We start from the raw sequence: 20,334 nt of genomic DNA, 5'->3' as shown, positions 1-20,334 counted from the left end.
TCAGGCATCCTTGGAGACAATAGCGAGCAGGTCGCTTTCAGAGAGCAAAGCCAGTTCCTGTTCGAGCGCGAGCAGGTCGTCGGCGTCGTACAGCGCCAGTTGCAAGGTGTTGATGTGATCGGCCAGGGCCATCAGTGAGTTCTGTTCAAACAGCGAGCGAAGAGGAACGTCGACGCCGGTTTCTTCGCGAATCCTCAGGCTCAGTTGCACGGCGGTCAGCGAGTGTCCGCCCAGCTCGAAGAACGAGTCGTTGCGGCCTATACGCTCGAAACCGAGCAGGTCGGCCCAGATGTTCGCCAGCAATTGCTCGGTTTCGCCGTTGGGCGCTTCGTGGGCGCGCTGGGCGGAGGCTTGCAACTGTCGGCGCCCGGGCTTGCCGTTGGCGCTCGCCGACGCTCTGGCCTGAGCGTCGTTGCGGCCCATGAATTCCAGGCTGCCGTCGGGCCTGTAGCGCAGCAGGTCGCCGGTCTTGTACATCTGCGCATCGGCTGCGGCGCTGAACGGGTCGGTGAGGAATCGTTCGGCATGGCTGGCGTCCAGACTCGGATCGACTCCATGGCCAGCGATGTACATTTCGCCCGTGACACCGAACGGTACTGGCCGCAGGTGCGGATCCAGCAGATAGATGTTGCTGTTCGAGACCGGCTGGCCGGGTGACTGTGCTTCAGCAAGCTGGTGAAGACTGCAGCCCGGCGGATAATCGGCATGCATCCGGTTGAATTCGGCCAGTACCCGCTGGCGCTCTTCGTTCGCCAGCGGATCGAGTTCGGCAAGCGTGGTGTCGGGATTGTCCGCCAGAGCCTCGACCAACAGGGTCAAGGCCTTCAGGGTCATCCCGGCGATACGCTGCGCACCTATGGCCGGCACGCTTTGCAGGGTCAGCGTCAGGTGCTGCGGATACTCGTCCACCGACAACGACATTGGATAGTCGCCGTTATCGACGTCGGTCAGCACCCGGATGCCGGGCCAGTCCGCCAGCCCTCTGGCAGCTTGGGTATGCAGGCGATAGTTGAGCAGGCTGGTAAACAGCGGCAGGCCACTGTCGACGCTGCTGCAACGCTGGGCGGTGGTGAGTGCAGTCTGTTCATGGCCCAACAGCTCGCTCAAGTCCTGATGCGTGGCATCGATCAGCTCATGGACGTTGTAGCCAGCCAGTTGCACGCGAACCGGCAGGGTATTGATAAACATGCCCACTGCGCTCTGTGCTCCGGCACCGCCTTGCAGGCGGCCTGAGACCACGGTGCCGAACACCACATCGTCGCGGCCAGTGCCACGCGCCAGCACCATTGCCCAGGCTGCATGCAGGATCGCAGCCGGCAGCACGCCGCGGCTGCGGGCCTGGGTGCGTAGCCGTTGGCTGAAGTCCTCGTCCAGCGTCAGGCTGTGGCTCTGGATATCGTTACCGTCGCCTTGCATATCGAGGATGTCGAATGGCGCGCTCGGGCTTTCCACGTCCGCCAGCCGCCTGCGGAAGTACTCTTCATGCAGTTCGACGGGACTGGCCAGGGTCTGTGCGACAAACTCGCGATAAGGCTGTGGCTCGGCCAGTTGAGCGCCGTCGCCGTTCATGATCGTGCGGATTTCGTCGAGGACAATGCCCAGGCTGACATGGTCGTTGATGATGTGATGGTCCAGCAGGGTCAGCAGCCAGCATTGCGCGTGCGGATCATGGGTAACGTGGGCGTGGATCAGCGGTGCCTGGCCCAGATCGATACGTTGACGTCTCGGCTCGGTGGCGCGGTCCAGTTGCCCGCGGATGTCGTCGCCACTTAATTCCAGGTTGTTGACGGTCAGTCGTGCAGTGCGCTGTACCACCTGCAGCGGTTGCGGCAGGCCGTTCCAGTGCACCGAGGTGCGCAGGCTGTCATGGCGGTCGATCACCTGTTGCAGCGCCCCAAGGAACGCATCGAGGGTTGCTCGCTCGCTGAATTCGAGGACCGAACGCACCAGATAGGTATCGCCTTCCTCGCTCAGCAGGTGATGGAACAGGATGCCTTGTTGCAGCGGCACCAGCGGATAGACGTCCTGGATATTGGCCGCGCCGCCCGGCACCTGCGTGACGATATGGTCGATATGCGACTGGCTGATTTCAACCAGCGGCAGCAGATCGGGAGTCAGCTCCGTGCAACCGGCCTTTATCGGGTTGGCCGGTGTCTCGAACTGCAAGACGTTGCCGTGCTGCAAGGTGGCGGCCAGTTCATGCAGGCTTGGCGCGCTGAATACGTTGCGCACATCAGCACTGAGGCCCAGCTGGCGCAGGCGCTCGATCAGCGTGACCGCCATCAGCGAGTGACCGCCCAGCTCGAAGAAGCGGTCATGGCGACCGACTTTTTCCAGCCCCAGCAGTTCTTCCCAGAGCCTGGCCAGCACGATTTCGGTTTCGCCCTGGGGCGCTTCGTCACGACGGCTGGTGAAAGCCTGCTGATCGGGTGCCGGCAAGGCCCGGCGGTCGAGCTTGCCGTTGGGCGTGAGTGGCAAGGCGTCGAGCTGGACGAAGGCACTGGGCACCATGAACTCAGGGAGCCGTTCCAGCAGATGTGCGCGCAATTGCTCCACAGCCAGTGGTTCGCCGCAAAGGTAGGCGACCAGTCGCAGATCCCTGTTCTGTCCGGGGCTGTCGTCCCTGGCCAGTACCACCGCCTGACGCACACCCGGACAGGCAGCGAGAGCGTTTTCGATTTCACCCAGTTCGATGCGCAGGCCGCGAATCTTGACCTGATCATCGTTACGGCCAAGGAACTGCAAGGTGCCGTCCGGCATCCAGCGACCCAGGTCGCCGGTGCGGTACATGCGCTGCCGATCGGTACTGAACGGGCAGACCGGGAAACGTTCGGCGCTCAGTTGCGGCTGGTTGAGGTAGCCACGGGCGACCCCGGCACCGCCGATATACAGCTCACCGACTACCCCGATGGGCAACGGCTCGCCATGCCGGTCAAGGACGTAAACCCGGGTATTGTCCAGCGGCCGTCCAATGCTGCGATCCGGCATCTCCCGGGGCTGGACCTCGGCCGCAGTCGTGACGATGGTCGCTTCGGTCGGCCCGTAGGTATTGAGCAGCCTCGGTGTATGGCCCGGACGTGCAAACCACTGTTGTACAGCCTCGGTACTGACTTCCTCGCCGCCGATCACTACGACCCGTACGTGCTCGGGAATCAGCGTTTCCTGGTCCTGAGCCAGTTGCTGCCAGAAACGTGTGGGCAGGCTCACCACATTCAGGCTGTTTTGCGCACACAGCGCCCAGAAATTGCGGGCATAGGTCAGCCAGGCATCGCTGCGCAAGACCAGCGTGGCACCACTGACCAGCGCACCGAAAATCTCTTCGGTGGAGGCATCGAAGTTGACCGAGGCGAATTGCAGCGAGCGTTCGCCGGCACTCAGCCCGGTCAGCTTGCAGATCGCCGCGACTTCGTTATGCAGGCCGGCATGTTCAAGCATCACGCCTTTTGGCGTACCGGTGGAGCCGGAGGTGTAGATCACATAGGCCAGGTTCGAGGCCGTCAGCCCCAGTACCGCCGCATCCGGGTTGCTGTCATCGAGGCCGGTCCATGGCTGGAGCTCGTCATCGAGGGTAATCAATTGCAGGCCAGCAGGCAGTTCGCCCAGACGCTGCAAGGCTTCGTGCTCACAGAGCAAGGCGCGTGGCGCGCTGTCACGCAGCATGAATGCCAGGCGCTCGGCAGGATAGGCCGGGTCCAGCGGCACATAGGCTGCACCCGCCTTGAGGATCGCCAGCAGCGCAACGATCAGACGCGGACCGCGGGCGATGGCCAGCGCTACGCGGTCATCGGGTTGGATGCCTGTGGCCAGCAGATAGTGGGCCAGGCGGTTGGCCTCGGCGTTCAGCTCGGCATAGCTGAGTTGCTGGCCCTCGAAGATCAGCGCCAGTTGCCCGGGCCGGTTGTTTACCTGCTGCTCGAACAGTTCATGGATGCACGGCTTGCCGGGCAGTGGCCGTTCGGTTGCATTGAAACCATGCAGCAACTCTTCACGCTCATCCTCGGTCAGCACCGGCAAGCGGCTGACCGATTGCAGATCGTTGCCCAGCAGACCGCCGAGCAAGGTCTGGAAATGCGCCATGAAGCGCTCGATGGTGCTGTGGTCGAACAGATCGCTGGCGTATTCCACGCTGCCAGTCAGGTCGCGACCATCGTCGGTCAGAGACAGCGACAGATCGAACTGGGTGCTCTGGTGCTGATAGTCCTCGGCGCTCAGGATCAGACCTGGCAGTTGCACTGCGGATTCGGCGTCAGCGTTTTTCAGCGCCAGCATGCTCTGGAACAAAGGGCTGTGGCCCAGGCTGCGCGCCGGATTGAGGGTTTCCACCACCAGCTCGAAAGGCAGCTCCTGATTGCTGAAAGCCCCCAGGGTGCTGGCTTTGACCTGCTCAAACAGTTGCGTGACGCTTGGTTCGTCGTCCAGTTGCACGCGAATCGCCAGGGTATTGACGAAGAAACCGATCAGACCTTCGGTTTCTTCGCGCTGGCGGTTGGCGACCGGAGTACCGATCACGATATCGGTCTGTCCGCTCAGGCGTGACAGCAAGGCAGCCCAGCCGGCCATCAGCGTCATGAACAGGGTATTGCCATGGCGGCGGCTCAGGGCGCGCAGTCCGGCAGTCAGCTCGCTGGGCAGCACAAGGTTGTACTGTCCGCCGGCATGGCTCTGGACCAATGGGCGAGGGCGGTCGGTGGGCAGCTCCAGCAGGGTCGGTGCGCCTTGCAGATGTTGCTGCCAGTAATCCTTCTGCGCCTGCAGGCGTGAACCCGACAGCCACTGCCGCTGCCAGACGGCATGGTCGGCATACTGGATAGCCAGGGCCGGCAATGGATCGGCCTCGCCTCTGACGAAGGCACTGTAAAGCGCGCTGAATTCGTCGATCAGCACACCCAGCGAAGCACCGTCGGAAATGATGTGGTGCAGAGTCACCCAGAGCAGATGCTGATCATCGCTCACGCGCACCAGATGCGCCCGGACCAGTGGCCCTTTGGCCAGGTCGAAGGGCCTGGCCACTTCTTCCTCGGCCATGCGTTGCAGGGCAAGGCTGTCCAGCGGCTGGCCGAGCGTGGTTTCGCTGATGGTGATGCCGGTGTCGGCGGCCGCGATATGCTGCCGGACTTGCGTGCCATGTCGCTCGAAGGTGGTACGCAGGCTTTCGTGGCGTTCAACGATTCTGGCCAGTGCGCGGTGCAGAGCGTTGCGGTCCAGCTCGCCGCTCAGGCGCAACAACGCCGGGATGTGGTAGGCAGCACTGGCGTTGCGGTCCAGCTGGTCGAGGAACCACAGCCGTTGCTGGGCCAGTGAAACCGGCAGCGGCTGCTGACGGTCCGCCAGCGCAATGGCTTGCGAGGACGACTGATCGGCCTGGGCGACATAGGCCGCCAGGTCCTGCAGAGAGGCTTGGGCAAACAGTGTGCGCAGATCGATTTCAACGCCCAGTTCGGTGTGCAGACGGGCCTGCAACTGAACGCTGAGCAGCGAATGACCACCCAGCTCCAGGAACCCGTCATTGCGGCCGACCCGCTCGACATGCAGCAGGTCCTGCCAGATCTGGGCAATCGCCTGTTCCACTTCGCCTTGCGGCGCTTCATACGTGCGGCTGGCCAGTGCCTCCTGACCGGGAGCGGGCAGGGCGCGACGGTCCAGCTTGCCGTTGGCGGTCAGCGGCATGGCTGCCAGCTGCACGAAGGCGCTGGGGATCATGTATTCCGGCAGCCGATTGAGCAGCAGGGCGCGCAGTTCTTCGGCAGATGTAGATTCACCACAGACGTAGGCCACCAGGCGGCTTTCGCCCGGATTGTCCTCACGGGCAATCACCACCGCTTCACGGACTGCCGGGCAGGCCAGCAGCGCGCTTTCGATTTCGCCCAGTTCGATACGGAAACCACGGATCTTGACCTGGAAGTCATTGCGTCCGGCGTATTCCAGGCTGCCGTCGGCTTTCCAGCGTCCCAGATCGCCGGTCTTGTACAGGCGGGCCTGGGGATCATCGGAGAACGGGTTGGCAAAGAACCGCTCGGCGGTCATTTGCGGATTGTTGAGGTAACCACGAGCGACCCCGGCACCGCCGATATGCAGCTCGCCGGTCACGCCCACCGGCACTGGCTGGCCGCGACGGTCGAGGACCAGCACCTGCATATTGGCCAAAGGCTTGCCGATACTTGGACGTTCGCCCAGTTCGCTGATCAGCCCCAAAGAAGCATCGACCGTACATTCGGTCGGACCGTACATATTGTAGAAATGGATGTTCCGGCTCTGGCGCAGTTTGTCCCAAGTGGCGGCATTCAAGGCTTCGCCGCCGAGCAGTACGCTGACGGGCTGATAGCTGCTGCGTTCCAGCAGACCGGCTGCCAGCAGGGTGTCCAGTTGCGAAGGTGTCGAGTCGAAGGCATGGACCTGATGCTGTTCCAGGAAATCCAGCAATTCGTGGCCACTGGCGCGGATCAGCGGTGGAATGATGATCAGCCGATGGCCAAACAGCAGTTGGGCGATGCCCTTGATCGACATGTCGAAGTAGAAACCGGCATTGAGCGCCACATTGGCCTGTGCCGGGCAGTGGGAATGGGTGGTTCTGGCCATGACCTGACTGAAGTTGAATACCGAACGGTGCTCGACCATCACGCCCTTGGATTGCCCGGTGGAACCTGAGGTGTAGATCACATAGGCCAGGTTCTCGGGGCTAAGGCCAAGGGATTCCGGATCGAAGTTCTCGTCATACTGCGGGTCATTGTCGATGGTCAGCGGATCGTGCTCGTCGAGCAGGATCAGTGCCGGGCAATAGCGGGCTGCCGGCATATGTGCGGTCAGGGCCTGCTGACAGAGCAGTACCTTGGCGGCACTGTCCTTGAGAATAAAGGCGATCCGCTCCGTCGGGTGGTTGGGGTCGACAGGTACATAAGCGCCGCCAGCCTTGAGCACGGCGAGCAGGGCGACGATCATCTCGACGCCGCGTTCGGCGCAGATGGCCACTCGCTGTTCGGGCTGTATGCCGTGCACCAGCAGGCGCTGGGCGAGCTGGTTGGCCCGGCGGTTGAGCTGCGCGTAGCTGAGTTGTTGCTGCTCGTGCACCAGAGCGATGGCGTCCGGCCGGGCCAGAACCTGCTCCTCGAACAGGCTCTGCAACAGCCGTGGCGTGCCGAAATCGCTGGCCGTCTGGTTGAACCCGTTGAGCACCAGTTGCCGCTCGGCCTCGGGCAGGATGTCGAGCGTTTCTGCCAGTTGCTGTTGTGCCTGTTGCAGTGCCTCGACCAGCGCGTTGACCGCCTGGATGAAGTAGCTGGCGACACGCTGCGGATCGACGCCCGCAGCCGCCTGGGTGGTCAGGGAGAAACCTTCTCCTTCATCGGCCACGGCGACTTCGATCGGGTAGTTGGTGCGCGCTTCGTTGCTGATAAAATTCACGCCGTCCCACTGCAGAACGGTTTCATCGTTGGCCAGCGAGCCACCATCGGTCTGATGGCGATAGTTGAGCAGGGTGGTGAACAGCGGCATGGAAGCCGGTACACCGCTGCAACGCTGGGCCAGCGCCAGCGAAGCCTGTTCGTGGCCGAGCAACTGGCCTAGATCGCGGGCGACGTCCCTGAGCAGTTCGCCTGCAGTTTGCCCGCCGACACTGATGCGCACCGGCAAGGTATTGATAAACACCCCCAGCGCTCGCTCCGAGCCGGACGAACCTTGCAGACGGCCCGACACCACGGTGCCGAATACCACGTCGCTCTGGTCTGTGCAGCGCGCCAGCACCTGTGCCCAGGCAGCGTGGAACAGCACGGCCGGGGTCACGGCCTGGCGCCGGGCCTGTTCACGGATGGCCTGACCCAGGGCGGCTGGCAGGTATTGACTGATCTCGCTGACATCGGCGCCGTCGCCCTGCACGTCGAGCAGATCGAAAGGTGCGGTCGGTGTATCGATCTGCGCCAGACGTTCGCTGAAATAGCCTTCATGAAGCTCTGCCGGACTGGCCAGGGTCTGGGCGACGAAATCGCGGTACGGCAGCGGCGCGGGCAGGAACTCGCCGCGCTCCTGCATGATCGTCTGGATCTCTTCGAGAATGATCGCCAGGCTGACGTGATCACTGATCAGGTGATGGTCGAGCAGGGCCAGCAGCCAGCGTTGCGATTGCGGGTCATGGACGATCCGCGCACTGAGCAGCGGCGCACGGGTCAGGTCCATGCGCAAGTGACGCGGGTCGCTGGCCTTCTGCAGTTGTTGCAGCGCCGATTCGTCACCCTTGAGGGACAGCGTTTCTACCGGCAGCGTGGCCTGGCGCTGAACGATTTGCACTGCCTGCGGCAGAGCGCTCCACTGTACGGAGCTGCGCAGGATGTCGTGACGGTCGATGACCTGCTGCAAGGCGTCGAGGAAGGCATCCAGACGGGCGCGGTCGTCGAATTCGATCAGTGAACGCACCAGATAGGCATCGCCTTCATGGCCCAGCATATGGTGATAGAGAATGCCCTGTTGCAACGGCACCAGAGGATAGATGTCCTGGATATTTGCCGCGCCGCCCTGGACCCGATCCACCAGGGTATCCAGATGCTGCTGGCTCAGTTGCACCAGCGGTAGCATGTCCGGCGTCAGCGCCGTACAGTCTTGAGGAATCAGATTCTGTGGCGCTACGAACAGCGACTGGCTGCTGCTCTCGATGGCCGCAGCCATGTCACGCAGCAATGGCGCACTGAATACCGCCCGCACATCCGCCGACAGACCCTGTTCGCGCAAGCGCTCGATCAGGCTGACAGCTTTGAGCGAGTGCCCGCCCAAGGCAAAGAAGTGATCGTTTCTGCCGACCTGTTCAAGGCCCAGCACTTGCTGCCAGACCTGTGCCAGCAGGATTTCGGTGGCCCCTTGTGGTGCTTCGTGGGCGCGCTTGGCATAGGCTTCGGCGCTCGGCTCAGGCAGCGCCTGTCGGTCGAGCTTGCGGTTGGCGGTCAGCGGAAATGCCGCCAGGCTCACGAATGCGGCGGGCATCATGTATTCGGCGAGCAGCGGGGTCAGCTGCGCATGCAGTTGTGAGGCATCCACGCTATGGCCCTGGCGCGGAACCACGTAGGCCAGCAGACGCTTTTCTCCTCTGGCGTCAGCGCGAGCAACGACTGCGGCTTCCTTGATACCCGGCAGGCTGCCCAGGCGAGCCTCGATTTCTCCCAGCTCGATGCGGAAACCGCGCACCTTGACCTGGAAGTCATTGCGTCCCAGATACTCGATGCGCCCGTCCGGCAGGTAGCGAGCCAGATCACCGGTCTTGTACATCCGCGCATCGGTCTGCTCGCTGAACGGATCGGCGAGAAAGCGCTCTTCGGTGATGGCCGGCAGGTTCAGGTAACCCCTGGCCACGCCGTCGCCACCAATGAACATTTCCCCCGCGGCGCCGAATGGCACCGGCTGATGTTGCTCGTCGAGCAGGTAGATGCGGGTGTTGGCCATGGGCGTGCCGATGGTGGCGTTGCCGCTGGCTTCGCTGCCTTCGGCCGAGCCTTCGACATAAGCAGCGGTGCAGGAAACCGTGGCTTCGGTCGGGCCATAGGTATTGACCAGTCGCACATGCGCCGGGCGGATGGTTTCCCACTGCTGCAACTTCTGGGCGGACAATGCATCGCCGGTCACGTTGATCAGGCGCACGTATTGCAACTGGCGCTCGGCCAGCGCTGGATTCAGATGCCACTCGGCAACCATGGTGTGCCAGTGTGCGGCAGTCATGTGCAGCATGCTGGCGACGGGTTCGTCTTCCTCTTGCCGGGTACCGAACAGGCTGCGGGTCGGCTTGAGAGTGGCGCCGGCCAGCAGTGCCGGGAAGATTTCCTCGATGGACAGGTCGAAGTTCAGGGTGTTCTGCTGCAGCACGGTGTCGCGGCTGTTCAGCTCGAACAGCCGCGCCGCGTCAAGGCTGTAGTTGACCAGCGAGCGGTGTTCGACCATGACCCCTTTCGGGTTGCCGGTCGAGCCGGAGGTGTAGATCACATAGGCCAGATGGCTGGATCGCAGCTCGGCAATCGACGGATTGTCATCGCGGCCTGCAAGGGGCTCATCCAGCAGTACTAGCGGGATCGACAACTGCGGCACGCGCTCCAGCACACTCTGCTCGCTCAACAGCACCGAAGGTGTGCTGTCTTCCAGCATGTAGGCAATGCGCTGGGCAGGATAATCGGGGTCCAGCGGTACATAGGCGGCGCCAGCCTTGAGAATCCCCAGCAGGCCCACCACCATCCGGGCGCTACGCTCGACGCAGATTGCCACCCGATCATCGGGGCGCACCCCAAGACCGATCAGCTTATGCGCCAGGCGGTTGGCCTGCCGGTTGAGTTCGCTGTAGCTCAGGCGCTGCTCCTCGAAGGCTACCGCCAGCGCATGGCCGCGTGCGCTGGCCTGCGCCTCGAACAGACGCTGGATGGTCAGATCGTGAGGGTAAGCCGTAACCGCCGGGTTCAAATCATGCAGCAGGCGCTGACGCTCACTGGCATCAAGCAGTTCGATGTGACTCAGCAGCACAGTGTCGTCTGCGGCCATGGCCCGCAGGATGCGCTCGAAGTAGCCAATATAACGCTGCACAGTCGCTGCATCGAACAAGGCACTGGCGTATTCGAGACTGCCGGTCAGGCGACCGTTGCTTTCGCCCAGATCAAGTGACAGATCGAACTTGGCAATGTCGTTCAGCAGTCCCAGATCTTCCAGTTGCAATTCGCCCAGTGTGGCCTGGCCGACACCTGCGTCCTGCCAACTGAGCATGGCCTGGAAGATCGGCGTGTGCGACAGGCTGCGAAACGGATTGACGATCTCCACCACCTGCTCGAACGGCAGGTCCTGATGACGCTGGGCGGCGAGGGTTTGAGCCTTGACCCGGGCCAGCAGCGTAGCGACATCGGGTTGCTCCGAAGTGTCGATACGGATGGCCAGGGTGTTGACGAAGAAGCCGATCAGCGGCTCGACTTCGGCGCGGGTACGGTTGGCCATGGGCGAACCGATCACCACTTCGTCCTGGCCGGAAAGACGACTCAGCAGCGCTGCCCAGGCACTCATCACGGTCATGTACAGCGTTGTGCCGTGACGTTGTCCCAAAGCCCTGAGCGCCTGGGTCAGTTCTTCGTCAAATGTCACTGGCAGGCTGGCACCGTTGTAACTCTGTTCGGCGGGACGTGGTCGGTCGCCGGGCAGGGTCAGCAGTGCAGGCGCATTTTCCAGGGTTTGCTTCCAGTAGCGGCTCTGTCTTTCCAGTACCTCTCCACTCAGCCAGCGGCGCTGCCAGGCGGCGTAATCGGCATATTGCAGCGCAAGCGGCGGCAACGGATCGGCCTGTCCCTGGCGCAACGCATCGTAGAGTGCGGCGACTTCACGGGTCAGTACGCCGATCGACCAGCCATCGGAGATGATGTGGTGCAGGGTAACCAGCAGCACATGCTCGGTTTCGCCCAGACGAATCAGCGTGCCACGCACCAGCGGACCCTGTTGCAGATCGAACGGCGCCAGCGCTTCTTCGCGAGCCAGGACCTGCATTTGCTGCTCGGCATCCACCTGACCCGACAGGTCGATGTGCTTCAGGCTGAACCCCGTGTCCTCGGCATCGATGACTTGCAGCGCCTGCTGTGCGGCATGGGGCACGAAACGGGTACGCAACACTTCATGGCGGGCTACCACACGGTCGAGGGCCGCCTGCAGTGTCGAGCTGTCGAGGGCGCCACGCAGGCGCAGGCCCGATGGCATGTGATAGGCCTCGCTGGCGCCTTCCATCTGCGCCAGGAACCACAGGCGCTGCTGGGCGAACGACATCGGCAACTCGGTATTGCGCTCCACCACGGTTATGTCCGGCAGACTGCTTCTGCCTGCCGAAGCCGCGACTTGCGCAAGCTCGGCCAGGGTCGGATGTGCAAACAGCTCGGCCAGGTCCAGCTCGATGGACAACTGCTGGCGGATCTGGGAAATCAACTGGATGGCCAGCAACGAATGGCCGCCCAGCTCGAAGAAGTGATCGTGGCGTCCCACCTGCGGGACTTTCAGCAGGTTTTGCCACAGTTGGGCCAGCGTGGTTTCCAGATAGTCCTGCGGTGCCTCATAGCCACGGCTGATCACATCGTGTGGCGTCGGCTCCGGCAGCCGGCCGCGATCCAGTTTGCCGTTGCCGGTCAGTGGCAGGCTGTCCAGGCCGACGTAAACGGCAGGCACCATGTAGCTGGGCAGTTGATCCTGCAAGTGATTGCGCAGTTCACGGATATCCAGCGGTGCGTCGCTGGTTGAGGTGAAGTAGGCCACCAGCCGTTTCTCGCCGGACGCCTCGTCGCGCGCCAGTACCACGGCTTCCTTGATCGCCTCGTGCAGCGCCAGCTTGGCTTCGATCTCGCCCAGTTCGATACGTTGACCGCGGATCTTGACCTGAAAATCGTTGCGTCCCAGGTATTCCACTGCGCCGTTGTCCAGCCAGCGGCCCAGGTCGCCGGTCTTGTAGACCCGCGCGTCTGGATCGCTGGAGAACGGATCTTTAACAAAGCGCTCGGCACTCAGTTCCGGCAGGTTCAGATAACCACGCGCGACACCCACACCGCCGATATTGATTTCACCGGCGACACCCACCGGCGTCGGCTGGCCATGCGGATCGAGGATGTAGATCCGGATATTGGCGATGGGCTTGCCAATCGGCACGCTGTCGCCCTGATCGCTCGGCTGGCAGTGCCAGGCGGTGACGTCGATGGCTGCTTCGGTCGGGCCATAGAGGTTATGCAGCTCCACCGGCGCCAGTTGTTCCTCGAAACGCTTCTGCAGGCTGCGCGGTAAGGCTTCGCCGCTGCACAGCACACGGCTCAAGGCGCCAAAGCCCTGGTTGTCGCCGTGCTCCAGAAACACTTCCAGCATCGAGGGTACGAAGTGCAGCAGGCTGATCTGCTGCTCGCGCATCACCTGAGCCAGATACGCCGGGTCCTGATGCCCGCCAGGACGGGCCATGTACAAATGAGCGCCGGTCAGCAGTGGCAGGAAGAACTCCCAGACCGACACGTCAAAACCGAATGGGGTCTTTTGCAGCACGCGATCCGTGGCGTTGACCCGATATTCATCCCTGGCCCAGAGCAGGCGGTTGACCACGCCGCGGTGTTCGTTCATCACGCCTTTGGGCTTGCCGGTCGAGCCGGAGGTGTACAGCACATAGGCCAAATGCGTGGCTTGCAGACCCAGCTCCAGCGGCTTTGGATTGCTCGACGGAAAATCCGCGAGTACGTCCTGATCCATAACTTGCTGATCCACCAGCAACACAGGAATATCGGCGCGGGCGACCTGCTCCTGCAAGGCCAGCGAGGTGAGCATTGCCACGGGCGTGCTGTCGTCGAGCATGTAGTCGCGCCGGCTGTCCGGCAGGTCCGGGTCCACCGGCACATAAGCGCCGCCAGCCTTGAGAATCGCCAGCAGGGCAATCACCAGTTCGTTGCTACGGCGTAGCGCCACCGCCACGCGGCTATCCGGCACCACTCCCAGCGCGATCAGTTGATGGGCGAGCTGGTTGGCGCGGCGGTTGAGGGTTTCGTAGCTCAGGGCCTGGCCGTTGTGGTCGCTGACGGCACTGGCTAGTGGTGTGCGTTCGACCTGCTGCTCGAACAGTGCATGGATCAGCTCATCGCGTGGGTAATCACGTTGCGTCGCGTTGAAGGTGTGCAACACGTGATCATGCTCGGCCTGCGGCATGATCGGGAATTGCGCGACGGGCAGCGTGTGATGCTCGATAAGGGCCTCGAACATCGACAGCAGGCGCTGCTGAATGACCAGGACTTCCTCCAGGGTGAAAAAGGCAGTGTTGAAGTTGAAGTCCAGGTAAACGTCGTCGGATGCATGGTAGTCACGGACGAAGATCGCCAGTGGCAGACGCTCATAACCGTTGTCCTGAGTGAAGATTTCGGTTTCCTGACCGCCCAGCGTCGCATCGCCATTGAGACTTTCAAACGACAGTGACACGTCGAACAATTGCCGACGGCCTTGCTGGGCCAGTTTCAAGGTGCGGTTGAGTTCGGCAATCGGAAAACGCTGGTGCCGATAGCAACGGCGCAACTGGGCTGCCGTGACCTGCATCAGGTCCATCAACGAAGACTGGGGGTCGACCTCCAGGCGAATCGGACTGACCGACGAAAACATGCCCACCGTGGCTTTTTGTCGGGCATTGGTGCGGTTGTGCACCGGCATGCCGATCACGATCGAGTCGACGCCGGTGGTCCGGCAGAAATAGGTACTGATCACGGTCATGAACACGTGCGCCAGGGACATCCCCTGGCCGGAGGCGAAATCGGCCAGCTCGTTGAACAGCTTGCGTGGGATCATTCTTTGCGCCTGGGCGCTGGGGGCGATACCGCTGCCTGGAACGGCGAAGCGCTGTTGCAACAGCGGCGGTGGCAATTCGGCGAATACTTCCTGCCAGAAACCGCGGTCGCGCTCGAAGCGGCTCGACTCCAGATAGCCCTGATCCTCTTCGAGAAAGGACAGATAGGATGGCCCCTGGGGCGGGTCGTTTTCGCCCATGAGCAGGCCGTTATAGGCTTGCTCGACAGCCCGGCCCATCAGCATGACGCTGATGCCATCGGTCATCAGGTGGTGATAACGGGTCAGCCAGTAATACAGTTGCGGCCCGCAACGGACCAGACGAACGCTCCACAGCACGCCGGTCAGCGACGGGAAAGGGCGGCGGAACTCTTCCCGCAGGTACGCCCTGGCCACGGCTTGCGGGTTCTGCTCGGCTGAAAAATCCACCACTTCCAGTGCCACGTCGACCTGAGGCAGAACCCGCTGGCAGGCCACACCGTCCTGCACACCCAAACTCAGGCGCAGGGAATCGTGACGCTCCGCTACCAACTGAATGGCTTTTTCAAACAACGGGACATCGATCTCGCCGCGGATCTCCATCGCCATGCCGATGTTGTAGTAAGGCAATTCGGGATGCGCCATCTGATCGAGCCAGATGCCTTGCTGGACGGAGGCAAGTCCGTACGCCGGGGTTTCTTGATCAAGCACCTGGGAAGTGGACGAGGCCATGTCGGATCACCTGTATTGCGCAGTCAGTGAAGGCTCGTCTACGGGCGGTGGGCAGGCAGGCTGCAATGCGGACATTACCCATCGGCGTGACGAATCATGAGGTTCAATCAATAAAAACCGTCTCGGCGGTCGCGCCCGGATGGTCGGCTGATCGGGACCGGCATGCGCAATCGAGCAAGCCATCCCGTATCTGGATTCAGGGCGCTCCCGGGGAGCAATGCCTGAAAATTAGAGGATCGGTCCCGGACTGTCTGTCGCTGGAAGTGGGGACAAATGGCAGGTGCTGCAAAGCGCCGTGCAGCGGGGACGATGTACCCGAATACAGTGGCAGACAGCCCCTTTTGGTGCAGGCCAAATGGCCCGCTCGCAGCGCCTTCGCGCGGCGAAAAGCAGCGACCTCATCCGAAGGTCTTTCAACTGATTGCTGATGAAGGAAATGCCATGCGCCCGTCGTTTTATGAAGCCAGCCGTTTTCCGCAACTTGAACATCTGGCCAGTAACTGGGAAGTGATTCGCGAGGAGTTTCTGGCTCTCGATGCGCCGACGCTGGAAATAAATCGTGTAGACAAATCCATCACCGAACTCTTCGAGGAGTTGACCGAGCACGTCAATAACGGCGGCGAATACGGCTGGCTCTGGGGCTGGGGTGACAACGACAAGTTGATGACCAACTGGACGCAATACGCGCTGGTGGCCTACGACCAGGCGATTCCTTTTGCCCAGGCCGCGATGCCGCGCACCCTGGAGCTGCTGAGCGCCACGCCGGGCATCAAGTTGTGTGCGCTATTGCGCCTGGAGCCCAATGTGTTCCTCGGCACCCATTCCCACGGCGGCACCTGGGAGGAAGGGTTGCTGCACATGCAACTGACCATCGATGCGCCGACGCAACAGAACTACAACTACCTGAACGTCAACGGCCAGTTCAGCCAGAGCGTCAACGGCAACCTGGTGGTGTTCGACAGCTCGCTGGATCATTTCGCGGTCAATGCATCAAGCGGTGTACGGACCGTGATGTACATGGAGTTCTATCGCGAACAGCATATGCTCGCTCAGGCCTGACCTGCTGCAGCCGGAATGAAAATACCCCGAGCGTACGCTGTCCGCCCGGGGCCTTGTTACAGTTGCCTTGCTGGATTCAGATCAGCGCAGGCTCCGATTCCACCACCCGGTCCATGAAGCGGAACGCCGTGGCACGAGAACTCGGGGCATGTTCAAAGAAAGCCAGATGACTGCCGTTTTCCTCGACATGCAGTTGTGCCCCGTCGATGACCTGGGCAATGTGCCGCGAGCCACCGATATGCGTAGTCTGGTCGCTGTCGCCGGCGACTACCAGGACCGGCACGCCGATCCGCTTGAGTAGCGCATTGAGGTCGGTCTTGTTCAGTGCATCGTTGAGTTTCGAGTAGCGGTAGAACAGTTCCGCATTGGTGTACGGAAACAGCGCCACATGGGCAATCGGTTCCGGTGTGGTGACCAGGGTGGCCTGATCGACGAAAAGCATTTGCAGGTCACCGGCTTCGTTGCGGTCGGCGGCAGCGGCTTCCATCAGCCACTCGAAGTTGCGCTGGTGGGCCGTGCGCAGGCTGTCATCGGCCAGATTATAGTCGCCGTGCCACAGGCTCAGGGAGCGTACCCGCTCACTGTCGGAAGCTGCCGCACAGAGGGCAATGGCAGCGCCACCACAGATCCCCATCAGGTGCGCGCTGTCATGGCCGAAATGATCCATGACTGCAAACAGGTCCGCTACCTGGGCGTCGGCATCGACCTCCAGGCGATCGAAATCGATGCAGGCGCCGAATAATCCGCGAGTTTCCCAGGCCATCACGAAATAGCGTTCGCCCAGTGCCTGGAACCAGGCACGACACAGCTCGAAGGGCAGGCCGCAAGGCAGGGCCAGGACGATGGGCGGCAGTTGCCGGTCGGCACTGGCGTAAGTGTTCAGCAGAACCCCGTCGCGGGTGATCAGGCTCGATCTGGCGATGCCGGGCAGAGGAGGGCTGAAGTCGAAGTCCTGGATAAGCGCCTGTTGCGCCTGATCCGGTTCGACCACGCCAAACGATTCATAGTTGAAACCCAGCGCGGCACTGATTTTCCGGCTGATGAACAACTCAAAGGAGGATAACCGGGTAATTGCGTCATGGCTGTATTCCAGATGTCGAACGCCAAGGCGCTCGAAAGCCAGGCTGACCGCTTTCTGGGTTGCCGCTACGCCGGGGCCGGCGATGATCCGTTGATCATCGCCGGCCCCGAGGAAGCCGATGCGAATCGGCTCGGGCAGGTTGGTCGCCAGATGCCTGAGCATCCTGACTGCCTCGCACAGGCGCGTCGCCGCGTCAGTGAAATGGGACATGGTTAAACGCTCCTTACCAGACATGTTGTGGTGACCCGCCTACCCGAATGCCGGATGGTTCAGTCTTCCCTGAATTTCTTGCCGCGCGTGGTTTCGGTCACCAGGCGGTTGTAGTCAGGCGTGGAGTCGCCGATCACTTGCACGGCGCCGTATTTTTCCAGGCTGATCTTGCCGCCGTATTCCTCGATGTGATCGGAATCGGGGTAGACGTGCACGAAGGACGGTACATAGCGGGAGGCGAAGCCCATGCGCATTTCCTGGGTTTCGCCGCTGTGCGGGTATGAGGCGTGCATCAGGGTCGACCAGAAGATCACGAACTGGCCGGCTTTCATCTGGATCGGTACGGCATTGTCTTCGTCCGGCTTCCAGTCTTCGTCGATCTGCAACTGGCGATAGTCGTAGCCGAAGAAGCCACGGCGCACGCCATCCTTGACCACCGAGTTGGCGGTTTCCGGTGAGTAGCTCATGCGCTTGGTTTCGTCGTAGTTCATGCTGTTCTGGGTGCCGGGAATGAACTGCAGGCAACCGTTGGCAATATTGACGTCGGTGAATGCGGTCCAGACGGTGATGGTGCCGCCGAAGTCCTCGTTTTCCGGCCAGATGATCTGTGGTTTGCCCGAGGCATTGGCAAAGGTATCGGCCTGGTGCCAGTCGGTGCCTTCATCACCCGGGTATTTCGGGAAAAACTCGGTGCGCCAGCACAATACATCCGGGCCGAGGATGCTTTGCACGCGGTCACAGATTTCCGCGCGGCCGATATGTTCGGCGAGGAAATCGTCATCCAGGTGACGGTCATAGTTGGCGATGTTGGTACCACCGGAAATCGCGTCCAGGTCCTGGTAGGCCGCATGGCTGCGGTCCAGCAGACGCAGGCGGGTGCGCTTCCAGATTTCCTTCATTTCATCCTGGTCATAGGCCGTGAACGGGCCGATGAAACCGTTTTTCTCGAAAGCGGCGCGTTCTTCCTTGGAAAGGTGGAATCGCTTGATTGCTACTTCAGTCATGTGCGTGTTCCTTTCGGTCAATGAGCGTTGGCAAGGGAGGTACGAATGCTGTCGGCCAGGACCTTGGCCGTGGCTCCGTCCGCGAGAACGCCAGGGTTGAGGTCGACCTTGTAATGAGCCTTGAGCAGGCTGAGCGAGCGAATCAGGGCCAGCGAGGTGCCGCCGTGGTCGAAGAAATCATCATTGAGGCCAATGCCCTTGAGGCCGATGTCATCGGACCAGACCTTGAGCACATGCAACTCCTGCTCCGACAGACCACTCTGATCGTCACTGCCGATAGCGCTGTCGTGTTGCAGAGGCGAGGGCAGTTGTTGCTTGTCGATCTTGCCGTGGGCGGTGACCGGCAAGGCCTGCAGGGCAATGTAGGTCGACGGGCGCATGTAGTCGGGCAGGTGTTGCGCGGCCAGTGCGGCCAGTTCGCTGCGCAGTTCCTGGGTCACTTGCTGTGAGCCATCGGCAGGAACGACATAGGCCACCAGGCGCAGGTCACCCTGGCCATAGTCATGAGCCGTGACGTGGCTGGCAGAAATGCGGTTACTCAATTGCAACGATGCTTCGACTTCACCGGCTTCGATACGGAATCCGCGCACCTTGAGTTGCTGATCGCTGCGCCCGGCATAGTGATATTCGCCATGTTCGTCACGCTTGAGCAGGTCGCCGCTGCGATAGGCGCGAGTGCCGTCGGGCAGGGTTACAAAACGCTCGGCAGTCAGCGCCGGGCGGTTCAGATAACCCAGGGTCAGGCCGGCGCCTTCGATATAAAGCTCGCCGATCTCGCCAGCCTTGACCGGTTGGCGTTGCTCGTCGAGCAGGTGCAGGGTCCAGCCATCCAGCGCAGCCCCGACAGAAACGGTGGCCGAGGTTTCGAGGTCCTGGCCGCGTACCCGTTTGTGGGTGGTGTGCACTGTGGCTTCGGTGATGCCGTACATGTTCACCAGTGCTGGCAGTGCGTCGCCATGACGCTCGACCCAGGAACGCAGAACAGTGGCCGGCAGTGCCTCGCCACCGAACACTACATAGCGCAGCGACAGGCGTTTGGCAGCCTGACGATCCGCCTCATCAAGACCGCGAAAGGCCGAGGGTGTCTGGCTGAGGACGGTTACCTGATTGCTGATCAGCCATGCCCTGAAGTTTTCAGGCGAGCGGGAGATCTCGTAAGGCACGACTGCGACCTGGGCACCGTGGGCGAGGGCGCCCCAGATTTCCCATACCGAAAAATCGAAGCCGATCGAGTGAAACATCGACCAGATATCGGTGTGGGTAAAGTTGTAAACACGCTGGGTGCTTTCCAGCAGGCTGCTGACGTTGGCATGCGTTACCAGTACGCCCTTGGGTTCGCCCGTGGAGCCCGAGGTGTAGATCACGTAGGCCGGAGCCTGAGTGGCATCGGCAGTGCTGGCCTGGAAATCGCCTGCAGGCTTTTCTGCCAGCAGCTCGGTGAGCAGCAGCACTTGCAGCGACGGGCTCCTGGGAATGCTACACAGCTCCCGGGAACAGACGATCAGTTGCAGGCCGCTGTCCTGGACAATGTGTTCGATGCGTTTGGCCGGATAGGACGGGTCGACAGGTACGTAGGCACCGCCTGCCTTGAGAATGCCGAGCAGGCAGATCACCAGGTCAACATCACGCTCCAGGCACATGCCGACCAGACTGCCGTCCTTGACTCCGCGCTTGCGCAGACTGGCGGCCAGTGCTGAAGACGCCGCATCGAGCTCTGCGTAACTGACGGCTCGGGTTTCATCGGATACCGCTGTTCTTTCGGGAAACTCTCTGGCCCTGGCGCTGAACAAGTCGTGCAGCAAGACGCCGGGTCGCAGCGGGGCTGACAGGTTGTCTGACCCTTTGCCAGTTTGGTTGATCGGCATGAATAACGCTCCTGTTTGTTCGCAAGTTGCAGTGCGCTCGACGCATTGGAGAACCAGGTTGCGCAGCCCGTACCGAAGTGTGTGAGGTGCTTGCGAACCGCTCGTATTTGCGTAGCGGAGGCAT

Annotated in this window: 5 protein-coding genes; 1 reads left to right on the top strand and 4 read right to left on the bottom strand. The window is 61.8% G+C overall.

What is annotated here, in order from left to right:
- Positions 1–14,991 (bottom strand): amino acid adenylation domain-containing protein, encoded by a 14,991-nt coding sequence (locus ALQ04_RS08100; RefSeq protein ID WP_122315239.1) that lies wholly within the window; start codon positions 14,989–14,991, stop codon positions 1–3.
- Positions 14,992–15,432: 441 nt separating this feature from the next.
- Between ALQ04_RS08100 and ALQ04_RS08095 the strand changes: the two genes are divergently transcribed.
- Positions 15,433–16,050 (top strand): aspartyl/asparaginyl beta-hydroxylase domain-containing protein, encoded by a 618-nt coding sequence (locus ALQ04_RS08095; protein ID WP_122315238.1) that lies wholly within the window; start codon positions 15,433–15,435, stop codon positions 16,048–16,050.
- A 76-nt stretch (positions 16,051–16,126) separates the two neighbouring features.
- Here the strand turns inward: ALQ04_RS08095 and ALQ04_RS08090 are convergent, their stop codons facing one another.
- From ALQ04_RS08090 to ALQ04_RS08080, 3 genes are read right to left on the bottom strand one after another with little or no spacing between them, the layout of a single operon-like run.
- Positions 16,127–17,341 carry an alpha/beta fold hydrolase gene (locus ALQ04_RS08090; RefSeq protein ID WP_122315237.1) on the bottom strand — a complete coding sequence of 405 codons (1,215 nt, stop codon included), beginning with the start codon at positions 17,339–17,341 and terminating at the stop codon, positions 16,127–16,129.
- A 59-nt stretch (positions 17,342–17,400) separates the two neighbouring features.
- On the bottom strand, positions 17,401–18,345 hold the full coding sequence (syrB2, locus tag ALQ04_RS08085; RefSeq protein ID WP_122315236.1) for a syringomycin E biosynthesis L-threonyl-[L-threonyl-carrier protein] 4-chlorinase SyrB2: 945 nt from the start codon (positions 18,343–18,345) through the stop codon (positions 17,401–17,403).
- 17 nt (positions 18,346–18,362) lie between these two features.
- Positions 18,363–20,210: an amino acid adenylation domain-containing protein gene (locus ALQ04_RS08080; RefSeq protein ID WP_122315235.1), complete on the bottom strand. Its 1,848-nt coding sequence runs from the start codon at positions 20,208–20,210 to the stop codon at positions 18,363–18,365.
- Between the last annotated feature and the right edge of the window lie 124 nt (positions 20,211–20,334).

This window comes from Pseudomonas cichorii (assembly GCF_003700275.1).
Lineage (GTDB): Bacteria > Pseudomonadota > Gammaproteobacteria > Pseudomonadales > Pseudomonadaceae > Aquipseudomonas > Aquipseudomonas cichorii_B.
This window is presented reverse-complemented; position numbering and strand designations above follow the sequence as displayed.

Coding starts and splice junctions, on each gene's coding strand:
- ALQ04_RS08100 (WP_122315239.1), bottom strand. CDS start 14,991: ATGGCCTCGTCCACTTCCCAGGTGCTTGATCAAGAAACCCCGGCGTAC.
- ALQ04_RS08095 (WP_122315238.1), top strand. CDS start 15,433: ATGCGCCCGTCGTTTTATGAAGCCAGCCGTTTTCCGCAACTTGAACAT.
- ALQ04_RS08090 (WP_122315237.1), bottom strand. CDS start 17,341: ATGTCCCATTTCACTGACGCGGCGACGCGCCTGTGCGAGGCAGTCAGG.
- syrB2 (WP_122315236.1), bottom strand. CDS start 18,345: ATGACTGAAGTAGCAATCAAGCGATTCCACCTTTCCAAGGAAGAACGC.
- ALQ04_RS08080 (WP_122315235.1), bottom strand. CDS start 20,210: ATGCCGATCAACCAAACTGGCAAAGGGTCAGACAACCTGTCAGCCCCG.